Origin of the sequence: Psychrobacter sp. AOP5-GZ1-6, from assembly GCF_052376345.1 — a bacterium.
Lineage (GTDB): Bacteria > Pseudomonadota > Gammaproteobacteria > Pseudomonadales > Moraxellaceae > Psychrobacter.
On record NZ_JBQSVP010000034.1, the window covers coordinates 1 to 20,587 of the forward strand.

The following is a 20,587-nucleotide window of genomic DNA, read 5'->3' on the forward strand; positions in this document are numbered from 1 at the left end:
TAGTATATATAACTTATCAACCAAGCTAGGATCTTGAGCTTGCCAGGCTTGCTGAATTTGTACGAAGGACAGACTCATAGAAATTTGCCTTAATTTTTATTTTGTCAGCTTACAATGAATTTTTTGGTAAAATTTTGCTTTACTATGTAACCGTGTTTTACAAAAAACATCAAGAACTTTTGTCATAAAATAAATAGCTAGCGACAACAGATGTCGCAACGAAAGAAACCTGTTAATTATGTATTGACAGTACTTACTGTTATAAGGCAGAATTAACGGGTTGTGAGATTTAGCGTTTCACCGTTTACGGTGAGGGGCGACGTTGCGTCGTCCACGAGTCAAGCCATTACATTTTACCCAAGGAAGACTGTTTCAGTCCTGCTAATACCTAGATAAAGGCCCTAGTGTCATTAGCTCGCTGGCGCAATCACGCAATCGTGATTGAGCTAATGCACTAGGGCCTTTATCTAGGTGCAGTCCAGTGAGTCTTCCATGTACCAGGTCATGAGGTAGATTACACAACACTGAATGAATCATGATTATAATGACATTCAAGGCCTTTAAAACAAAACCGGAGTAGAGCTGTTTATTCAGCGCTACTCCGGTTTTTTATTGCCTGCTTGAGGTCTTACGACTCACTGAACTATTTATTCCAATAATTATCAGGATATTCAGGCAGCTCGACCAATATATTACGCAGCGACTTTGACCATTGACGACGAATTTGATTGAAATAATCGTCACTCTCATCGATACGGCGACCCTCAGGCATCTCTAAGCTGTCACTGTTATAGATCACAAAGTCTATCGGCATACCCACTGACAAGTTTGAGTGAATAGTTGAGTCGAATGAAAGCATCAAGGCCCGTGCGGCATGCTGTATATCGGTGTCGTATGTGACCGAGCGATCTAGAATAGGCTTGCCGTACTTGCTTTCGCCTAACTGAAAAAATGGTGTGTCTTTGGTGGCTCTAATACAATTACCCTCAGGGTAAATCATATATAACTCATGCGGCTGGCCTTTTATTTGACCACCCAACATAAACGAGCTGGTAAACCGACTGCCATCATTATCGTTGGCAACTTGTTTTGCATGATTCATCACGTTACGCATACATTCGCCTACCATTTGGGCTGCATCAAATAACGTCAGTGCGGTATTGAGGTTGCTTTCATAACGCTGGTCAATATCATTCTGCAACTTGGTAAATACGGCTTGTGAGGTGGCTAGACTGCCTGCGGTTTGTAGTACCATGACGCGTTCGCCTTCAATGCCATACTGATATAACTTTCTAAAGGTTGATATATGATCAACGCCTGCATTGGTGCGCGTGTCACTAGCGAAAACCATGCCTTCTCTTAGGCGAATGGCAGCACAATAAGTCATAAAACATCCTGATTGTAATTGATTTAATTTAAAAGAGTTACAAGATAACCGAAGTTAACGTTGTAACTCTCTTATAGTGGATTGGCTATAGTAATCGTAAAGTAGAGTCGTTAATGATTGTCCTATGATAGTCGTTTGACTAGCACTTGGCTATAAAGGTTCTCATAGCCGCCGCCCATTCTGACACCGCGGACAGGAGCTGTGTCTAAATAGTCTCTACCAATGGCGACGTAGACGTGAGAGCTTGGTTGAAACAATTGGTTGGAGATATCAAAGGTATACCAGTAGCCGTCTAGCCAAACCTCTGCCCACGCATGGCTTGCCATATGGTTTTCGGTATCGTCATACAGGTAGCCTGACACATAGCGGGCTGGAATATGCTGATCACGGCAGCAACCCAAAAACACATGAGTGTGATCTTGGCATACGCCAGCGCTCGTTGCAAAAGACTCAGCAGCTGTCGTACCTACATGAGTCACATCTTTCACAAACGGCATTTTCATGATAAGTGCATTGGCCATCGATTTGAGACTGTCATGGGTGGGGTTTTTTAGATAGGGCGCGGCAAAATCGCGCATCTCTTGTGAACATTTGGTCAAAGGTGTTTGTACGGTAAACAGTAGGTAGGGGACATGAGCCATATCCTCTAAACGTTTGGTCTCTATATCGATTTCAACGATACCGGATGCTTGCATTTGCAAATTATTATGCGCTTCATTACGGCTTAGCGTGAGCCAGTCATTACCAAACCCATCCTTTTGATTGGTTGCCACTTTAGGGAGCATTACTTCCCATTTATGGATAATTTGATGAGGCATCTGCATTGGAGTCATGCGTATATATTGGACACTGCGCTGTGCAAGCTCACCGTAATAATAGTTGGTTTGGTGGCTGATTTGAAGTTTCATGATAGCTTCCTATTTTCTGTTTATTTCATATGTATAATCAATCTCATATAAATCGAATACAGGATCAGGCTCGCTTAGTTTGTTCTTGTTAATGCTTTTACGTGCCTGCCTTGTTTTGTTTTTAAATACTATTAAATTGACTATATCATTAGCGCTTTTCATCATTTTATGGCTAGGGCGTGTCACCAATTAGATTATGAGCATTAAAATGAGATAAATTGATGCTAAACAAGGAAAAACTCGCAGTGAATATGAATATATTGACAAGCGTTTTGACACCGTTTAACGAAAGTTTAGCCATTTTAAAGCTTGGTGGTGTGTCAAAAAGTATGCTGATTAAAACTTGAACAATTTTTGAAGCCTTGAAAGCCCTATAGAATCAGAGAACTTAGCATAGATTTCTTATTGACTTCTATCGCCAGCATACTTTTTAGAACACCACCTAAAGCTTTAAATTGCATCAATGTGCTAATTGATGACATGCCTAGACACCTTGACGCAAAATGATATTAAACTCTTTACTAATCAGCTCAAAATCGCTAAATTTCTTCGATCGAATCATTTGGTTGGCCAAACGTGTCAGCTCGCGCCAGCGCGTGTTTTCCGGCAACTCATTGATCCAATACTTAAATTCAAGACTGACTTCTATTGAGTCCTCTTCTAATAGCACAGCCCGCTCAAGCTGCTCAAAATGACGACCTAATTGCCAAAAGCAAGTCACTGTCGGATGCTCTTGTTTCATAGCGGCATTACAGGCATGTAGCTGCAAGGTTGCAGCCCGATAAGTGCCAGCACTTGAGAGACGCTTAATCAAGTTGTATAACTCAGCGGTGTCTTTACCAATGACGCCTTTTGCTTCCTGTACATTGTCATCTATCGATTGAACGATGTTCGGTATGATGTTTCGCTCCAAATCAGACATCATCTGTGCTTTCATGGTTTTAGACGATTCGTTTATATCTGCATTAAAACCTAAGTGACTGATTAAATGCTTAAGCTGTGATTTTTTAAAATTATCTTTGACCAGTTTTTTCATGACATCATCATAGTAATACAGCCGCTCGCTGTATCGACCTAGCCATATGAGATAACTGGCGGTGGAGAGTAGTAGTATCATCGGTGCATCGTCTAGCATCTCATAGCCTGCTTCTAGCGGCTGGACACGATCATAATAGTTGGCGTGATCTGAGGTGTTGACGTCTGATGATAAAGGCGAGCACTTGCAGTTTGTTTTTTTGGTGGAAGACTTTAAGTTACTGTCATCGATAACCCAAGTGTCTTTGATGCCGCCACCTTGTGAGGAGTTGACGACCAATGAGCCTTCAACCATCGCCACTCGTGTTAAGCCGCCTGGTACGATATCGACGGTTCCATCACCATGGCTTAATATAAAAGGTCGTAAGTCAATGTGTCTTGGTGCAATACCATCACTGACCGCTGTTGGGTAGTAGATAGTGATATCGTCGGCTGGGCAATAAACCCCGCTGGGTTTTCTAACAGACGCACACGGTAATCTTCAATCTCTTGTTTGGTCGATGTTGGTCCTATAAGCATACCGTAGCCACCAGAGCCTTGTGTTTCTTTGACCACCAAATCACCCAGATTGGCGAGCACGTATTCAAGATCATCAGGTTTGCGGCATTGGTAGGTTTCAATATTTGGCAGGATGGGTTTTTCACCCAAATAAAACTCAATCATATCTGGGACAAATGGATAGAGACTTTTGTCATCGGCGACGCCAGTTCCCGGTGCATTGACAATGACCACGTTGCGAGAACGGTAAGCACTCATGAGTCCTGACACGCCCAAAATAGAATTGGAAGAAAACGCCAGTGGGTCAATATAAGGATCGTCAATACGGCGATAGATAACATCGACCTGCACCTTACCGCGAATCCCCTGCATATAAACCTTGCTGTCCTCGACGATTAGATCATAACCATGAACCAGCGGCACATTCATCTCATGTGCCAAAAATGCATGCTCATAATAAGCACTGTTGAAACGCCCTGGGGTTAAGATAACAATTTGTGGGTCGTATTTGCTGGTAGAGCTGGCTAGACAGGCTTTGAGACGTTTGGGGTAATCACTGATACCTAAGATGGGTGTGTCTTCAAATATATCAGACAATAACATCTCTGATATATTGCGGCTCTCTAACATATACGAGACGCCAGATGGTGTGCGCAGATTGTCCTCTAATACACAGAATTTGCCAGATTCGTCTCGGATTAAATCGATACCACTGATATGTGAGTAGATAGCTTTGTCAAGCTCAATACCCATCATCCATGGTTCATAGCAGCCACTTGCATAGACATAAGCATCGGGGACAACCCCTTCTTTCATAATAGCTTGGTCATGATAGATATCATGCAAGAAAGCATTGAGGGCAGTGATGCGCTGTTTACATCCAGCCTCTACTTGCTGCCATTCGCTAGCGGAGATGACACGCGGAATGATATCAAACGGAATCATTCGTTCAATATTTTTGGCATCACTATACACCGTAAATGTCACACCTTTACGGTAAAATATGTCAGCGGCTTGTTCGTTTAAATGGTTGAGGGAATCGAGGTTGATGTCATTTAGCCAATTGCCAACAGATTTAGCAACAGGGCGATATTGACCTTTACTGTCTTGTAATTCGTTAAATATCTTAGGCGGGCTGGGCGTTTCGGATGGTTGTTTTTGCAGTCGGTCTTTAACGGCTGCTTTGGTGGTAGCCGCGCTCTGTGTCTGACTTTGCGTTTTGCCTTGATTTTGGGATTGAGATGATTTTTGCTCCATAACGACCTCACGTATTCTAGGTAACCTCTCCACTGTTATGGGTAGACCAGTCTGTACAATATACCCAAAAAACAGTCCGTGTCTGATTTAAACTATACAACGTATACTGAGTAACATACAACAAGCGTTAGACAATAGGTTTTAAATAAGTTTAACTAAATTGTAATAAATTTAATCAAACGTGAGCCAGTGCACTGATAACGTATTGATAAGTGTGTACTGAAGTAAGTAATAGGACGAGAGGGTAGACATGAAGTTTTGTAAGCAAATGTTAGGGCTGGCAAGTATAGGGATTACTACTATTGCTCTGAATGGTTGTGCTAATGAACCAACACAAGCGACTTTGCCTACGGGTAGCACAGTGATTGCTTTAGGCGATTCACTGACGTATGGTTATGGTGCCAGTCCTGAGACAGCTTATCCTGCGGTCTTGGCAACCATGACGAAATGGCGTCTGGTGAATGAAGGGGTTAACGGTGATACCTCTGCTGATGTGCTGGCACGAACGGATCAAGTCATTAATCAAAATCCTGATTTGGTATTGCTCAGTGTCGGTGGCAATGATGTGTTGCAGCAGTTACCTCCCAATACCACAACTGCCAATATCACAGCGACTATCAATCAGTTAAAATCGGCTGATATCCCCGTCGTGCTGATCTCACAACCTTATTTCAGTGCCAGTGCGCTGTTTGGCAAAGCCAGTGACAACCCTATTTATGAAGATATTGCCGAATCAGAAGGGGTGCCGCTATATGCCAATGGCTGGTCAAAGATACTGTCAGACGATGCGTTGAAATCTGATAAAATCCATGCCAATACCGCAGGGTATCGACAATTTTCAGAAGGTCTGTATAACTATTTGCAAGAAGTAGGAATGTCTAACTAAGTATTTGTTTTTATAAGTATTATCGTCTTTTTTGATGTTCTTCTAATTATTGTTGTTTTCATAATCTTATGGATGTAGGGTAAAAGTATATGTTTAACCTCATAAAAGACTGGCGCGAGCAGCGCATACTGGATAATAGTGAGTTTAGTACCACTGATTGGGTGCAAGCTGCCAAGCGTATAGCAATACTTGATAGACTAGATGAAGATGAGATGAAGCGACTGTTTGATCTTACAACTTGATCTTACAACGTTGTTTTTGGCTGATAAATCTATCACCGGTGCTCAAGGGTTTGAGGTGACTGACACCGTTAGACAATCGATTGCTTTGCAAGCCTGTTTGCCGATTCTAAACCTAAGCCTTGAGTGGTATGCTGGCTGGTCATCTATTATCATTTATCCCAGCTCATACAAAAGCGACACAACCACGGTGGATGAGTTCGGTATCGTCCATCAAGGTAGTCAACACCGTAGCGGAGAAGCGTGGCTACGTGGACCTGTGATCTTGTCATGGAAAGATGCCAAACACTCAGGTGAGCGTGATGGGCACAATGTCGTCATTCATGAGTTTGTTCATAAGCTCGATATGATGAATGGCAGCGCCAATGGCTTTCCACCGTTGCAGCATGATACTGATCGCACTCAGTGGACTAAGGTGATGACGCGAGATTTTGCAGACTTTCAAGTTCATCGAAAGTCGGGATTAGATCGTTATGGTGCGAGTAATCCAGCAGAATTCTTTGCAGTATTGAGTGAGGTGTTTTTTGAGACACCGCAAAACCTGATTGATGCTTATCCGGATATTTATGACATCATGGTCAAATTCTTTCGTCAGACGCCACTATAAATAATTCTTGAAGCTTTCTCTAAAACAGTATGAACGTATATATTAGGATTAAAAAACTGAGATGATTACTGCGATAAATGACGATATGGCAACAGTAGAGATCTATGAAAGTGCTGATGGAAAGGCGCAAGTAGATGTGCGCTTTGAGCAAGAGACAGTTTGGCTGTCACAAGCACAAATGACTGAGCTGTTTGGCCGCGATCAATCAGTGATCTCTCGCCATATTAATAACGCCATAAACGATGAAGAAATCGCTGAAAAAAGCAATATGCAAAAAATGCATATTGCAAATTCAGATCGTCCAGTAACCTTTTATGACCTAGATGTGGTTATATCAGTAGGTTATCGCATCAAATCTCCTCAGGGAGTGCAGTTTAGACGTTGGGCAACGCAGCGTCTGCGTGAGTACTTGGTACAAGGTTATACGCTCAATCAACAACGCTTCGATAAAAACTCAAGCGAGCTACAACAAGCGTTAAATCTAATCAAAAAAACTGCGCAAAGCCCCGAGCTAAAAACCGATGAAGGACGCGGACTGGTTGAGATTATCAGCCGTTATACGCAGACGTTTTTATGGTTACAGCGCTATGATGAAGGTTTGCTTGACAGTCCCGCAGGACAAGATGGTGGCATACTCCCCAATACGACTGAGGCGATGGCAGCGCTGACGAATTTGAAAGCGCAGCTGATAGACAGGGGTGAGGCAACTGAATTATTCGCTAAGCCTCGTGGTGATGGCTTGGACAGTGTATTGGGCAATTTAGAGCAAACGGTCTTTGGTGAGCCTGCGTATCCGACTATCGAGAGTAAAGCGGCGCATCTACTGTATTTTATGGTAAAAAACCATCCCTTTACCGATGGCAATAAACGCAGCGGTGCTTTTTTGTTCGTGGATTTTTTACACCGTAACCATCGGTTGCTAAATGACAAAGGTGACATGGTTATCAATAATACCGGGCTTGCAGCATTAACCTTACTGGTTGCGGAATCTGACCCCAATCAAAAAGAAACCTTGATTAAGCTAATTATGAATATGTTGTCATTAGAGGGCTAATCCACAAAATTTCTATTAAAAGCCATATCGACAACCGTATCAAAAACCATGCAACCTGACATACAACATGAGTTGCAAAATATATACTTATATTTGAATATATGCTGTATTTACAAGCAGATAGAGTAGGATGCCCGTTAACAATCAGCTTATAAGCTTGTTAGGTTAGTCGTTTTATATACTCTAAATCGTCCATTGGTCACTAATAATCGCTACAAGATAACGCTTTCCCTGATAGCTATCAAACACCAAACGCATCGCACGCCAATCCATGCCACCATATTCTTCGCTACCGCTACTATAAAACTCAACGAAATCAGAGTTTTGATATATTTTGTTTAAGTTATCAATACTGTTGCCCATAGCTTGGCTGTTATTAAGGGTAATCGTAGGGTTGTCATTAAAGGCGCTTGCATTGACCCAAGTGCGCAAATAGTCAGGCAATGGCGTGACAAGTAAGTCACCAATGCCGTCTTTTTCGCCCCAAGTGAAGCGAATATTGGACTCATGTAGATATTGTAGGTATTGAGCACGGCTAAAGACTTTATCTGATTCTGGGCGAATATACGCATACATTGAGAATCGAACGCCGCGTGTTGGGTGGATATCGTTAGCAATACTGGCATAGTCGCCATTGGCCAGCGCTTGCTGAATGCGTAAGGATTGCTGTTCCAGTGTTTGTTGATTTATAACAGCCGTGTCGATGCCTGAATTGTTTTGATTTATGCTATTTTGATCTGTATTATTTTGAACGATGTTCTGCGGCGTGCTCATAATAGATTGAGATTGACAGCCAGCCAATAATAATGGCAATGCAAACATCATGCTCAATGCTGAGGTCGTAGATAATTTCGTCATAAAAATATCCTTAACGTGAATAAGACTATTATTTATAGTAACAGTACACAGAAATAAATTCTCAAGAATAAACTGGCTAATAAATTTAATCAGCGTATATTTTATAACTTAGTGATAGCAGATAGCCAGAATGAGAACGCTGTAAGTGCTATATAAAAGCTTTATTATAAATCACCAAAACCCGTTGGTTTGTTTTCGCATAATGTATATTATGTTAAACTAAGGGTACCATACAATAAGTTCATGGGATTATAATTATATGATAAATCCCTATAAAGATTGGTTGATGATTGATTAATTCTCATACGTATTACCTATTCATAAAGTCATCTTCATCACCACTAATACAGTTACTAGCTGAGCTGTCTTAAGGAGTTAATGTACAGAGCTATCATTAATCCTATTGTATTTGTAATCGAGCTTAACGTATTAAACCATGTCGCTAGTTAACCTGTTTGATAAACTTGTTCTACTCATCATTGCTAAGTTTACTACCTTCATACTGCACAATAAGCCCTCTGAATAATCTGTCACTCCTAATCATCACCTAATAAACAAATCACTCATCAATCGATTGTTGGTAGCTTAGCCGACTTCCTGATTAATGCGAATGTGCTTGAACTACGTTAGGTACAGAAGTATTAGCCACCAAGTGACAATCAGCTCAAAGTAAAAGCAATAACCCTTCTGAATGCCTATTACTCTATATCATTGATAAGAACGTATACAAGCTCTGATAATGCTCCTACTTGGCATCTCAGTAAGTCCAAGTCTATATACACCTTATAGCTGCTATTATCATAGCTAACTACGTTTCCATTTAGAGTCACCAAAACAGCCTTCCTGATTAGTGAAACATTCATTGGTCTTTTCTAACATCTCTCGTTCTTACTGAGATATCTTAATCTAAAGCATTGAGTTGATACCTTCCAAATTTGCACAGAACAGTACTATCACCCTGATTAAGGTATTCTGTGCGAGTACAGGAGCACGGTTTTTCGTGCAAATATGTCGAAGGACTCTATTGCCAATAGCAAACAGCACTCTTACTTTTAATCTATATGAAGTTTATTCCTTCAAACGCCATATATATCAACAAAAAAATAGCTTACTCCCTCTTTCTCCACTATACTATAATTATCCCCAACCTTCACTTGGGGATAATTGTACCTAAAATACTTAATTTTAAAGGGTTTTATGTCTTAATAGATTAATAACCGTGTCCATTTCAGTGTCCAATAACTATCTATATTTTCCAAAAGATACTTTTTCAGAATTTATAAAGTATGTGCAAAGATTATTCTAAATCTCAGTATAGAGTTAATAGATTAACATTCACAATTTACCTTGCTTATAAAACTTACGGATGTGCATTATGGCTGTCGACAATTTAAATGATATTAATATACTTGAATGCCGAGATAAAGATTACTCGGTTAGTGTCTCAGGTATTGCGGGCCTAAGTATTCGTATTTATCCAAATGGTAAAAAAGAATATTACTTGAGGTACGCTCATCCGCATATCGATGGTAAGCGTCCTAGAATGATGCTAGGTAAGGTCGAAGAAATCAGTCTATATGAAGCTAAGCATAAAGCAGAAAGTATACTTAAGATGGTCGCACAAGGCTCTGACCCTAAAGCTATCCATAAAAAAGAACAAGTCAATAAGTATGCTCATCTAAAGAACGCCACATTTTCTGAAATTACACAAGCGTGGCGAGACCACAAAACATCAAGTCGTAATCGTAGCAATTCTAGAAAGCGTGCGTTTAGTGAATCTACCCTTAAATTTTGGGATTTATGTCTAGGATATATGTGTCGCGAGATTGGCGACTTAAGAATGAACGATATCACGAGCGAGATGATATTAAGTGTGTGTGAGGCGATTCAGAATAATGAAAATCAAGCAACCTTCGTTGGTGCAAGCACTCGGCTTTATACTGAAAAAGTCTTCTCATTCGCTGTTGCAAGAGGATTATGCGATAGAAACATAGCTATTGATACGCGTGGCGAGCTCGCACCTGCCAGCTCAGGCAACCATTTACCAGCCATCACTAAGCCTGATCAGTTTGCCACTCTCCTAAACGATATGTCTAATTTTGAAGGTGCAAGTAAGATTACATTGGAAGCAATGAACTTATTACCATATGTTTTTGTGCGTAGTATCGATTTGCGGTCTATGCGATGGCAAGATATAGATTGGGATAACAAGCTATGGGAGTTTTCTCCTACTAAAGGCGAAGGTCGTGAGGATATGGTATCGCACTTAGTTGTACCTCTAGCCACTCAGGTTATTGAACGCTTACGAAGAATAAAAGCAATTACAGGTCATAAAGAATATGTGTTTGCATCGATGCGTGCCTCAAGCAATAGCTATATTAGTAAAGCGACTCTAGTACAGATATTCCATAGGCTTGGATACAAAGATGTTCAGTGTGCTCATGGATTTCGAGCATCGGCCAAAACATTGCTTATGGAACAATCTGAACTACGTTACTCAGATATTGTGACTGAGCTGCAATTAGGACATCGAATAAAGGATACGCATGGTGGCGCTTATAACCGATTGGATGAAATCGATACTCGAATACTCATGATGCAAGATTGGGCTGACTATATAGATAAGCTGCGAGACTCTGTATGAAAACCACTTTAAGCTGATTATATCATTCAATTTTCATTGCTTTGTAGAGAGTATTAATATAATATTAAATCATAAGAGACACCTATATAAAAGTTCATATATTCGTAGGATTTGATTCAAATGCTGAAAATAAAATCTATTACTCTAAACAACTCAGCTCAGCTTAGTCTATTGTTTGATAGCACTACTACACTTCCCTGCTTATATCCTATGCTTTATATTAATAGCTCATTGAAGTTTAAAAGTGAATCAACACAACGAGCTTACTTGCAGGGCATTAAGCAGTGGTACGAGTTCTGGGAAGAAAAACATAATCAGTCATTCTGCAAGTATTTCCGTGAACATAAATCTAACCCTAATTTGATGATTAAAGAAATAGACAGCTTTATATTATATTTGGAAAATATGCGGGTAGTTGACCAAAAGCTAATTAGATTAGGGAGCAATCCTTCAATTAATTACAATACGCTTGCACATCGTTTGCGGGCTATCCTCAGCTATTTAAACTATTTATTAGATACCTTTAGTCAAGTACACGGTAAATCTATAAGCCCTCAAATAGTTAGATATAAATCTACACTTTCCCAAAAGTCTGATCTTGTCAAAAACTTGTCCTCTAATCACCATAAAGCCCATAAAAATGGGACAAACTTTAAAAGCCTTACAGAGGAAATAAAAGAAGCTCTATATTCTATTATTTCGCCAAAAGCACTAGAACCTTTATTTAAGAGTAAGGAAGCGCAGTTAAGAAACTTTCTCATTGTACATCTGCTCTTAAACTACGGTTTGAGGACTGGCGAGCTGTTACTTTTAACTCTTAACTCAATTAAGACTGATTTAAAAACATGTAATACTTATCTCGTTATAACTGATACACAAGATAGAACAGATAACCGTATATCGAAGCCGCAGATGAAAAACGTTCAATCCGTTCGAACCATATTATTAGAAAAACGTGATGCTCAATTTATTCACATGTATATCAACAATATCAGATCTCGAGATTCTAAAAGTCACATGCTATTTCTATCGTTACAAGCACCCTACGCACCTCTTAGTAAATCAGGTCTTAAAAAGCTCATAGCTACGATAAATGAGAAGATAAAAATATCGATGAAAATAAGATAAATGTAGAAAAATTAATCTCGATTCAGACCTTTATAAACATTGCTTCGCTAAAAAACCTTTGTCAAAGTGAAGGCGAAAAAATACTTTTAAACTCGTTATTTTTATCTATCATAACAGGGTTTCGATCGACTGAAACGATAATGCTGAAGAAAGACTGTTTAATTGAAAGACCTATCTTGGATCCACAGACCAATGAGCCTATAAGTATCAATGGCAAGGTACAATCCATGCTTGGTATACGCTATTATGGCGCAAAAGGGGCTGGCAAGAGAATTCACTGGGTTGAGCCGTCTTCGATTACGCTTGTTAAAAGCATTATACAAAATACCTTGGAGCTTACCGAGCAGTATCGAAAGCACCTAATTTATTTGAGACAGAAAAATTTAAAAGACTTTCTTCCTAAAGGTATTGATGATATTTCTGATGACTTGATCGAGCTAGACGACTTAACTGACCATTTGTTTATTTCAAAAAAACGAACAAGAGGACGTAGTGGTCGAAGAGATGTGATACTAAAGACATTTAAAAGCGCTCAAGTAAAGCCTGATAAACAAAGTGGACTCAAATACTATAGTAAAAAAACTTTAAATGAGTTTATTAAATCAAAAGCGAATTATGATGCTGAAGAACCTATAAATAAAAAGTTCGAATTTGAGGGTAAGCTAGTTGATATTCCCTATGAGGATATTTTGTTTATTGTCCAGCATGGCAGCACTACTCTATCTCGCAATCTTATAAATAAGACAAATATCACTCCATTGGATATAAGTATTATAAATAGTTTCTTAGGTTCAACTAATAACATATCAGTATTTGAAAAATATAGCCTCAATGATAATGATAATAAACCTTCTAAAATAAGTAGTCATATCCCACGCCATAATATTAATACTTTCTTAGCTATTGCTGAAATTTCAGACCATTTGCAAGCAATGCTAATGGGGCGTGTTGATGTTGAACAAAACAAATACTATCAACATTTGAGTATTAAGCAAATCAGTCAAAGTGCTAGTTTAACGAGTAACAATAGTGAATGTCATACCTCTAATGAACTAACGACAACTTCAGATCGTACAGTGGCTACAAACGACACTGTAAAAAGTCCCATAGATGAAGTCCTAGAATATGGCTTGATGCTATTTAGTAACAATCAAGACCTAGAAAACAATCTAAAAAATAATCTGCATACTTTTGATAATACTAATGAGATATCAAACTTTATCGAACAATCTATGGGAGAGGATTACTTTGAAGATATTGCTAAAGCTTTTAATGAATTAGCTCCTACAGAGCCAGACAAGGCAAAAGAACTCATAGATACCCATGCCTACTTACATCCCCTACCCTTTGGCTCGTGTATGCGTAATATATAGTTAGCTGAATGTAAAACTGTTATGGATTTAAACGTGCTACTGGTGTAATTTACTTGCGTGCTGCGTTCCCAGAGGCTGCGCAAAATTCATCCCAGTAGCGCTATGACATTTTTAGAGTGTATCAACTATAGCGGCTCACGGTTGTCCCAAGCGACTAGCGTGCCAGTCAGGTGCGTCCTGTGTCAATTTTACGGTGACAGGCCGTTTGGGCGAACTTGAAAATTTAAGACTTACTAAAGATAGACTGACTGATCAAGCTAAAAGCTTAGCTGATAATTCTGAATTTACACTAAGGATAAAAAAGCAAATTCAGAACCTTGAGGGTTTCGAACAAAAAATTATGGTCGGCTACAGTAATAAAACTCCTGTAAATATATATAGTGCAATAGATACTGAGCATTCCCAGCCAAAGACACTTGCTGAACTATTTTCACTAGAATACGAAAAGATAAAAGCTAATGATGAGGAAGAAAGCAAATGTTAAGAGGTAGTGAGCTTAATGAAGCTATCGAGAACGAGCTTAAAGAAATGGTACAAGAAGGCATTAAAAAGGCCCCTATTTCAAATACTGCTCTACATAAGAGACTAATTGCCAAAGGGCATATTAAAGGGGGTCTGAGTACGCTTAGCACTAAAGAACGTAAAGCATTAATTCAAAAATACACCATGGAGCAGCTCTTACCATTGAACTTGAATGAAAAAGAAGAGCAGCTATACGTCAATAAAAAGACACGTCAAGCTCTTCTTGACACCAATAAAGGATTAAAAGAGAGGATAGCTGAACTTGAAGATGAGCTGAATCAAAATACTGTTACCCTCGTAGAAATTATTAATCAAGTAAAGTTGAAAACTAATCTTGAGCTAGATGACTTACTTTCACCCTACTTAATATCTGAACTCAAAAGTCAGTCTAGGGCGTGTTGAACATTGGATATAAATTTCTGGCAAAAAAAATAGCGAACGGTTAATCTTTAAGTTCTCACACAAAAAAGATATCGTTCGCTATGCCTCGCACCATGCTCAAAGATGAACACTGGACAAGACTAAGACCCATATTACTAGAACTTAATATCTATGACAAAGGAAATCTTAGACAAACGGTTGAAGGCGTGCTTTATCGCATGCGTGTTGGCTGCCCTTGGCGCGACTTACCCGAGTATTTTGGCAAGCCTAATACCATCTATAAAGCTTACCAGCGCTGGTTTCGCAGTAATAAGCTGATTGCATTATTTACGTTACTGATCAAAGATGCAGACCTTGAGTGGGTCTTCATTGATGGTACTCATATCAAGGCGCATCAGCACAGCAGTGGTGGCAATGAGAACCTACAATCCATTAGCAAAAGTGTGGCAGGACGTGCCACTAAAATTCATCTAGCGGTCGATGCTCATGGCAATCCGATTACCTTTATCTTGTCAGATGGCACAACCCACGATGTCAAAGTCGCACCTGATTTAATAGATAAGGTTAATTTGAGTAATACAGAGGTTTTATGTGCCGATAAAGGCTATGATTCTGATGCACTACGAGCCCATATTGAACAAGCAGGGACGCAGGATAACATCCCTCGAAAACGAAACACTCAGTCTTCTAACGACCATATGGACTGGGACTTGTATAAAGCCAGGCATCTAGTAGAAAATGCTTTCGCTAAGCTAAAGCAGTATAGGGCGGTTGCCACCAGGTTTGATAAGCTCAAGCAAAGTTATGAAAATACGGTCGCGCTCGCTTGTGCTTATATCTGGCTCAAATTATGAATGTTCAACACGCCCTAGTCTGTTTTGCTCCTTGACCTGTTCAAGTTACAATAGAGTTTACACTCAAGGACATCATTTAGAGGTAAGCAACATCGCTAGATACAGATATTTAAGGCTAATAGTTGTAGAGTAACCCCTTATAAGAATAGTTTAGTGTTTTACAGTAAAAATTTGATTTTAGTCTGCCATTTTTTATCCTGCTATATTTTATTCATACTTGTTTTATTTAGAGAATCTATTAATGAGTGAAGTTTTATCACTGTCCCAATTAGAGCAATACCTGTCAAAAGCTGCTTGGATCTTAAAAGGTCCCGTCGATGCCTCAGATTTCAAGGTGTATCTCTTCCCCCTTCTATTTTTCAAACGTATCTCTGACGTTTATGACGAAGAATACCAACAGGCTTTAGCAGAGTCTGACGGTGATATTGAATATGCATCAATGCCAGAAATGCACCGATTTGAAATCCCAGAAGGCTGCCACTGGAACGATGTACGCGAAACCACTACTAATGTAGGTCAAGCCATCGAACAGGCGCTGCGCGGTATTGAGCAAGCCAACCAAGACTTTTTGTACGGTATCTTTGGTGATGCTCAGTGGAGTAATAAAAATAAGCTGCCAGATAAGCTACTGATTGATCTAATTGAGCATTTTTCACAGTATCGTTTAGGTCATGAAAATGCCAATCCAGATATGCTAGGTAATGCCTATGAATATCTAATCAAGCACTTTGCTGACCTAACCAATAAAAAAGCAGGTGAGTTTTACACGCCGCGATCAGTAGTGCATTTGCTAGGACTTATTCTTGATCCGCACGAAGGTGAATCTGTCTATGATCCTGCCTGTGGGACCGGAGGTATGCTATTAGAGTGTGTCGATAACCTGAAACATAACGGCGAAGACTTTCGTACGCTTAAACTCTATGGCCAAGAAAGAAATCTGACATCCAGTGCTATTGCACGTATGAATATGTTTTTACACGGTATAGAAGATTTTGAAATTCTACGTGGTGACACCTTACGCGAGCCCGCCTTTTTTCAGGCCGATGGTTTAAAAACCTTTGATTGTGTCATAGCCAACCCGCCATTCTCCTTAAAAGATTGGGGCGCGGATAATTGGGCTGATGATCCCTATGGGCGCAATATTGCTGGCGTGCCACCTAAAGGTAATGGCGACATGGCTTGGGTACAACACATGGTTAAATCCATGAATAGTACAGGCCGTATGACCGTGGTATTGCCTCATGGTGCCCTATTTCGTAAAGGTGCTGAAGGTAAAATCCGTAAAGCACTATTAGATCAAGATATTTTAGAAGCCGTCATCGGCTTAGGTCCTAATGTATTCTATGGAACCCAGTTAGCCGCTTGTGTCATGGTCTTCAAACAAAACAAAGATGCCGATAAAAAAGGCAAGGTGCTCTTTATCGACGCTTCTGAACAAATACGTGTGGGACGCGCTCAAAATCACCTAGAGCCAGAGCATGTTCAGCAAATATACCAATGGTATAGCGATTTCCAAGATGTTGAGAACTACGCTAAGGTCGCCAGTTTTGCAGACTTAAAGGAAAACGATTTTAATCTCAATATTCCACTCTACGTAGAAAAAATCATTGAAGACAACTTGCCTAGTGTGGAAGAAGCTATGAGTGACCTAAAAGAAGCTTGGCAAGCCAGCCTAGAAGCAGAAGATAAGTTTAAAACTATACTAAAAGGATTCTTATAATGGCATATTCAAGCCTATCTATCAGGCAGCTGATTAAAGATATTAACTCTAACAAATACTACTTGCCTGCCATACAAAGAAAGTTTGTTTGGGGCGAAGAAAAAATATGCAGATTGTTTAATTCTATTATGCAGGACTACCCGATTGGAACTTTCTTATTTTGGGAATTAACAGCTCAGAAAGCCAATGAATATACGTTTTATGAATTTCTTAAGAATTATCATGAGCGTGACTCTAAAAACCAACTAGTTAACTACGACTTTCCTTTTGAAATTCGTGGCGTATTGGATGGACAGCAGCGTATTAGTTCAATGTATATTGCTCTTCAAGGTGTGTATTGCACTAAGAGGAAATATGCAAAGAGCACGAACAATAGCGCATACCCCGAACGTAAAATGTATATAAACTTATTGAATGATGATTATGAGTTTAAATTCTTAACCGACAAAGATGCTCAAAATAGTAAAAGCGGTTACTTTTATCTTGTTAGAAATATTTTAAGTGAGCTCGAAGATTCGGATGCTGACTCTGACAATATTGTTGATGAGCTAATAGAGATTGATCCTAGTAGATCAGATCTGTTAATCGAAAATAGAAGACAAGCAAAAAAGATAATTAATCGGTTACTCAATAAGTTTAATGATGATCAGTTAGTGAGTTACTTCAAGATCATTAATAAAGACCTAGATGATATCTTAGATATTTTTGTACGCGTTAATAGCGGCGGGACGATACTATCAAAATCTGATCTTCTATTCTCTACCTTAGTGGCACACTGGGAAGATGGTCGTGACCAAATTGAGAAACTTATATCTGATATGAATGGCGAAGACGGTCTGTTCAATTTCAATACAGATTTTTTGATGCGGACATGCTTATTTCTTGTAGATGCCCCAATGAACTTTAAGGTGCAGACCTTTAACTCTACGAACATCAATAAGATAAAAGATAATTGGGACTATATTCGCAAGGCCCTAATAGATGCAGCAGCAATGCTAAGAGAGTTTGGCTTTAATAAGAAGCGATTATCCTCCAACTATGCTGCAACTCCATTGGCCTATTACTTATACAAAGGTGGAAAGGTAGATCCTACAGCTAAACAAGAACTAAGAAAATTGATTGTACATAGTCTCTTGAAGCAGGTTTATAGTGGTCAGGCAGATACCGCACTAAGCGGTTTACGTGATGGCTTAAGAATAAAGGCCGACAATGGTGATACATTCATACTTAAAGACGCTAAGTTTGATTTTTCTGTATATAAACATACGAAAATGTCAGGTGGCAAAAAGCTAACAATTGATACCACGGACATCGAAAACTTCTTAGAGTACAAAAAGGGTGCGTTTTCATTCTTATTACTCTCGACGCTTTATCCAGACTTAAGGTTAGATCAAATATCATTTCACCAGGATCACATGCATCCTCACAGCAAATTTAAGCCCTCACTATTGAAAGCAGTTGGAATAGACGGTGAAACTATCAAACAATGGCAAGATATGAGAGACCAAGTGCCTAACTTGCAGTTACTCGAAGGCCGGGAAAATACTGTCAAACAGGCTACTGATCTCTCTAAATGGGTTAACGATAAAACTGATGATGCAACTTATTACCGAAAGCGAAATTACATCTTAGATGAGCAGTCATTAGAGCTAGCAGATTTCGAAGAATTCTTTTCAAATCGAAAACAACTTTTAAGAAAAAAACTGTATGAGTTATTTGATGTTACTTATATTGAAGAGTCAATTGAGGAGGCAGTATAGTGGCCAACCAAGAACTTGACCAAAAGTCCTTAGAAAAATACCTCTGGGGTGCAGCCACTACGTTACGTGGCACCATTGATGCTGGCGACTACAAGCAGTATATTTTTCCTTTACTATTCTTTAAGCGTATCTCTGATGTGTACGATGAAGAGTTCGAGAAAGCATTGGCTGAATCAGACGGCGATATGGAGTACGCAGCCTTTGCAGAAAACCACCATTTCCAGATTCCAGAAGGTGCGCGCTGGCAAGACGTTCGTGAAGTTACAGTTAATATCGGCCAAGCACTGCAAGGCGCTATGCGTGCCATTGAACAAGCCAATCCTGATACTTTACAAGGTATTTTCGGTGATGCTAGCTGGACCAATAAAGAGCGCCTATCTGATGCCATGCTCACGAACCTTATTGAGCATTACTCGCAGCACACGCTTAATTTAGCCAATGTACCTGATGATAAGCTGGGTAACGCCTACGAATACCTGATTAAAGAGTTCGCTGATGATAGCGGCCATACGGCGGCTGAGTTCTATACCAACCGTACCGTAGTAAAGCTGATGACCATGATTATGGACCCACAGCCAGGTGAATCAGTGTATGACCCTACTTGTGGCTCTGGCGGCCTATTGCTGAATTGTGCGCTGCATTTAAAAGATGAAGGCAAAGAGTACCGCACGCTAAAACTTTACGGTCAAGAGATTAACCTGCTGACCTCAGCCATTGCTCGCATGAATATGTTTATGCACGGTATTGAAGAGTTTGAGATTGTGCGTGGCGATACCTTAGCCAATCCAGGCTTAATAGAAAATGGTGAACTGAAAAAGTTTAATGTGATACTGGCTAACCCGCCCTACTCGATTAAGTCTTGGGATAGAAAAGCTTTTGAAAATGACCCATACGGCAGAAATATCTGGGGCACACCACCGCAAGGCTGTGCGGATTATGCATTCCAACAGCACATTCAAAAGAGTCTAGATTTAGGTAATGGCCGTTCTATTTCATTGTGGCCGCACGGTATTTTGTTTCGTGATGCCGAAATGCAGATGCGCCGTAAAATGATTGAAGAAGACTTGGTGGAGTGTGTCATTGGTTTAGGGCCTAACCTGTTCTATAACTCGCCGATGGAAGCTTGCCTGCTGATTACTAAGACTAAAAAAGACGAAAGCAAGAAAGGCAAAATACTGATTATCAACGCCGTCAAAGAAGTGCGCCAGGATAAGAATATTGCCTTTTTAGAAAATAATCATATCGAACGAATTTATGACGCCTATACCACATATAAAGATGAAGCAGGATTCTGTAAAGTGATTAGCACCGAAGATGTGCTAAGTCATAATGCCAGCTTAAATATGGCTTTATATGTTAGTAATGTTGATAGTAGTGAAGAACGAATAAGCCTCGATGACGCTTTAACCAACTGGACTCAATCCTCTAAGCAGTTAAAAGCCAGTATGGAACAATTATTTAAGGAGCTAGGTTAAT

General features: G+C 39.7%; 16 protein-coding genes and 1 pseudogene. 13 read left to right on the forward strand and 4 right to left on the reverse strand.

The genetic code is table 11. From position 1 onward, the window contains the following. Positions 1–643 precede the first annotated feature (643 nt). The 3 genes and pseudogenes from ACT3RN_RS06580 to ACT3RN_RS06590 form a co-directional block, all read right to left on the reverse strand. On the reverse strand, positions 644–1,387 hold the full coding sequence (locus ACT3RN_RS06580) for a peptidase (RefSeq protein ID WP_192520249.1): 744 nt from the start codon (positions 1,385–1,387) through the stop codon (positions 644–646). 122 nt (positions 1,388–1,509) lie between these two features. Next, entirely contained in the window at positions 1,510–2,295 is a 786-nt protein-coding gene (locus tag ACT3RN_RS06585) for a transglutaminase family protein (protein ID WP_192992322.1), read from the reverse strand. 1,261 nt (positions 2,296–3,556) lie between these two features. Beyond that, positions 3,557–5,085, reverse strand: a pseudogene (locus tag ACT3RN_RS06590) (circularly permuted type 2 ATP-grasp protein); the annotation flags it as partial. 250 nt (positions 5,086–5,335) lie between these two features. Here ACT3RN_RS06590 and ACT3RN_RS06595 point away from each other — a divergent pair. From ACT3RN_RS06595 to rhuM, 4 genes are all read left to right on the forward strand, one after another. Continuing rightward, positions 5,336–5,971: a GDSL-type esterase/lipase family protein gene (locus ACT3RN_RS06595; protein WP_192520247.1), complete on the forward strand. Its 636-nt coding sequence runs from the start codon at positions 5,336–5,338 to the stop codon at positions 5,969–5,971. Positions 5,972–6,060: 89 nt separating this feature from the next. Beyond that, positions 6,061–6,213: a hypothetical protein gene (locus tag ACT3RN_RS06600; protein ID WP_225739271.1), complete on the forward strand. Its 153-nt coding sequence runs from the start codon at positions 6,061–6,063 to the stop codon at positions 6,211–6,213. Between the two features lie 16 nt (positions 6,214–6,229). After that, complete coding sequence (locus ACT3RN_RS06605) at positions 6,230–6,817, forward strand: M90 family metallopeptidase (protein ID WP_263972668.1); 588 nt, start codon at positions 6,230–6,232, stop codon at positions 6,815–6,817. Positions 6,818–6,878: 61 nt separating this feature from the next. Next, complete coding sequence (rhuM, locus tag ACT3RN_RS06610) at positions 6,879–7,871, forward strand: RhuM family protein (RefSeq protein ID WP_192520246.1); 993 nt, start codon at positions 6,879–6,881, stop codon at positions 7,869–7,871. 183 nt (positions 7,872–8,054) lie between these two features. Here the strand turns inward: rhuM and ACT3RN_RS06615 are convergent, their stop codons facing one another. Continuing rightward, on the reverse strand, positions 8,055–8,729 hold the full coding sequence (locus tag ACT3RN_RS06615) for a hypothetical protein (RefSeq protein ID WP_192520245.1): 675 nt from the start codon (positions 8,727–8,729) through the stop codon (positions 8,055–8,057). A 1,375-nt stretch (positions 8,730–10,104) separates the two neighbouring features. Here ACT3RN_RS06615 and ACT3RN_RS06620 point away from each other — a divergent pair. The 9 genes from ACT3RN_RS06620 to ACT3RN_RS06660 all read left to right on the forward strand — a co-directional run bounded on the left by ACT3RN_RS06620 (position 10,105) and on the right by ACT3RN_RS06660 (position 20,586). Beyond that, a complete protein-coding gene (locus ACT3RN_RS06620; protein ID WP_045455641.1) occupies positions 10,105–11,373 on the forward strand; it encodes a tyrosine-type recombinase/integrase in 1,269 nt (422 codons plus the stop codon). 120 nt (positions 11,374–11,493) lie between these two features. After that, positions 11,494–12,501, forward strand: coding sequence for a tyrosine-type recombinase/integrase (locus tag ACT3RN_RS06625; RefSeq protein ID WP_444518523.1), 1,008 nt, complete (start codon positions 11,494–11,496; stop codon positions 12,499–12,501). Between the two features lie 176 nt (positions 12,502–12,677). Further along, a complete protein-coding gene (locus ACT3RN_RS06630; protein WP_442062599.1) occupies positions 12,678–13,874 on the forward strand; it encodes a hypothetical protein in 1,197 nt (398 codons plus the stop codon). A gap of 205 nt (positions 13,875–14,079) precedes the next feature. Then, positions 14,080–14,358 carry a hypothetical protein gene (locus tag ACT3RN_RS06635; protein ID WP_442062596.1) on the forward strand — a complete coding sequence of 93 codons (279 nt, stop codon included), beginning with the start codon at positions 14,080–14,082 and terminating at the stop codon, positions 14,356–14,358. Further along, positions 14,352–14,798 (forward strand): hypothetical protein, encoded by a 447-nt coding sequence (locus ACT3RN_RS06640; RefSeq protein ID WP_102076417.1) that lies wholly within the window; start codon positions 14,352–14,354, stop codon positions 14,796–14,798. Before ACT3RN_RS06635 ends, ACT3RN_RS06640 begins: the two co-directional genes overlap by 7 nt. A gap of 80 nt (positions 14,799–14,878) precedes the next feature. Then, the gene (locus ACT3RN_RS06645; RefSeq protein WP_443513043.1) at positions 14,879–15,631 is read left to right on the forward strand and encodes an IS5 family transposase; all 753 of its coding nucleotides are present in this window, start codon (positions 14,879–14,881) and stop codon (positions 15,629–15,631) included. A gap of 241 nt (positions 15,632–15,872) precedes the next feature. Further along, positions 15,873–17,351: an N-6 DNA methylase gene (locus tag ACT3RN_RS06650; RefSeq protein WP_444518524.1), complete on the forward strand. Its 1,479-nt coding sequence runs from the start codon at positions 15,873–15,875 to the stop codon at positions 17,349–17,351. Next, the gene (locus ACT3RN_RS06655; protein WP_102077213.1) at positions 17,351–19,111 is read left to right on the forward strand and encodes a DUF262 domain-containing protein; all 1,761 of its coding nucleotides are present in this window, start codon (positions 17,351–17,353) and stop codon (positions 19,109–19,111) included. Before ACT3RN_RS06650 ends, ACT3RN_RS06655 begins: the two co-directional genes overlap by 1 nt. Next, on the forward strand, positions 19,111–20,586 hold the full coding sequence (locus ACT3RN_RS06660) for a type I restriction-modification system subunit M (RefSeq protein ID WP_443513045.1): 1,476 nt from the start codon (positions 19,111–19,113) through the stop codon (positions 20,584–20,586). The genes ACT3RN_RS06655 and ACT3RN_RS06660 overlap by 1 nt, the downstream gene beginning before the upstream one ends. Position 20,587 lies beyond the last annotated feature (1 nt).

What these genes read in the sequence shown, in the direction of transcription:
- ACT3RN_RS06645 (WP_443513043.1), top strand. Translation starts at nt 14,879, where the DNA reads ATGCCTCGCACCATGCTCAAAGATGAACACTGGACAAGACTAAGACCC.
- ACT3RN_RS06620 (WP_045455641.1), top strand. Translation starts at nt 10,105, where the DNA reads ATGGCTGTCGACAATTTAAATGATATTAATATACTTGAATGCCGAGAT.
- ACT3RN_RS06625 (WP_444518523.1), top strand. Translation starts at nt 11,494, where the DNA reads ATGCTGAAAATAAAATCTATTACTCTAAACAACTCAGCTCAGCTTAGT.
- ACT3RN_RS06640 (WP_102076417.1), top strand. Translation starts at nt 14,352, where the DNA reads ATGTTAAGAGGTAGTGAGCTTAATGAAGCTATCGAGAACGAGCTTAAA.
- ACT3RN_RS06600 (WP_225739271.1), top strand. Translation starts at nt 6,061, where the DNA reads ATGTTTAACCTCATAAAAGACTGGCGCGAGCAGCGCATACTGGATAAT.
- ACT3RN_RS06650 (WP_444518524.1), top strand. Translation starts at nt 15,873, where the DNA reads ATGAGTGAAGTTTTATCACTGTCCCAATTAGAGCAATACCTGTCAAAA.
- ACT3RN_RS06615 (WP_192520245.1), bottom strand. Translation starts at nt 8,729, where the DNA reads ATGACGAAATTATCTACGACCTCAGCATTGAGCATGATGTTTGCATTG.
- ACT3RN_RS06585 (WP_192992322.1), bottom strand. Translation starts at nt 2,295, where the DNA reads ATGAAACTTCAAATCAGCCACCAAACCAACTATTATTACGGTGAGCTT.
- ACT3RN_RS06595 (WP_192520247.1), top strand. Translation starts at nt 5,336, where the DNA reads ATGAAGTTTTGTAAGCAAATGTTAGGGCTGGCAAGTATAGGGATTACT.
- rhuM (WP_192520246.1), top strand. Translation starts at nt 6,879, where the DNA reads ATGATTACTGCGATAAATGACGATATGGCAACAGTAGAGATCTATGAA.
- ACT3RN_RS06655 (WP_102077213.1), top strand. Translation starts at nt 17,351, where the DNA reads ATGGCATATTCAAGCCTATCTATCAGGCAGCTGATTAAAGATATTAAC.
- ACT3RN_RS06580 (WP_192520249.1), bottom strand. Translation starts at nt 1,387, where the DNA reads ATGACTTATTGTGCTGCCATTCGCCTAAGAGAAGGCATGGTTTTCGCT.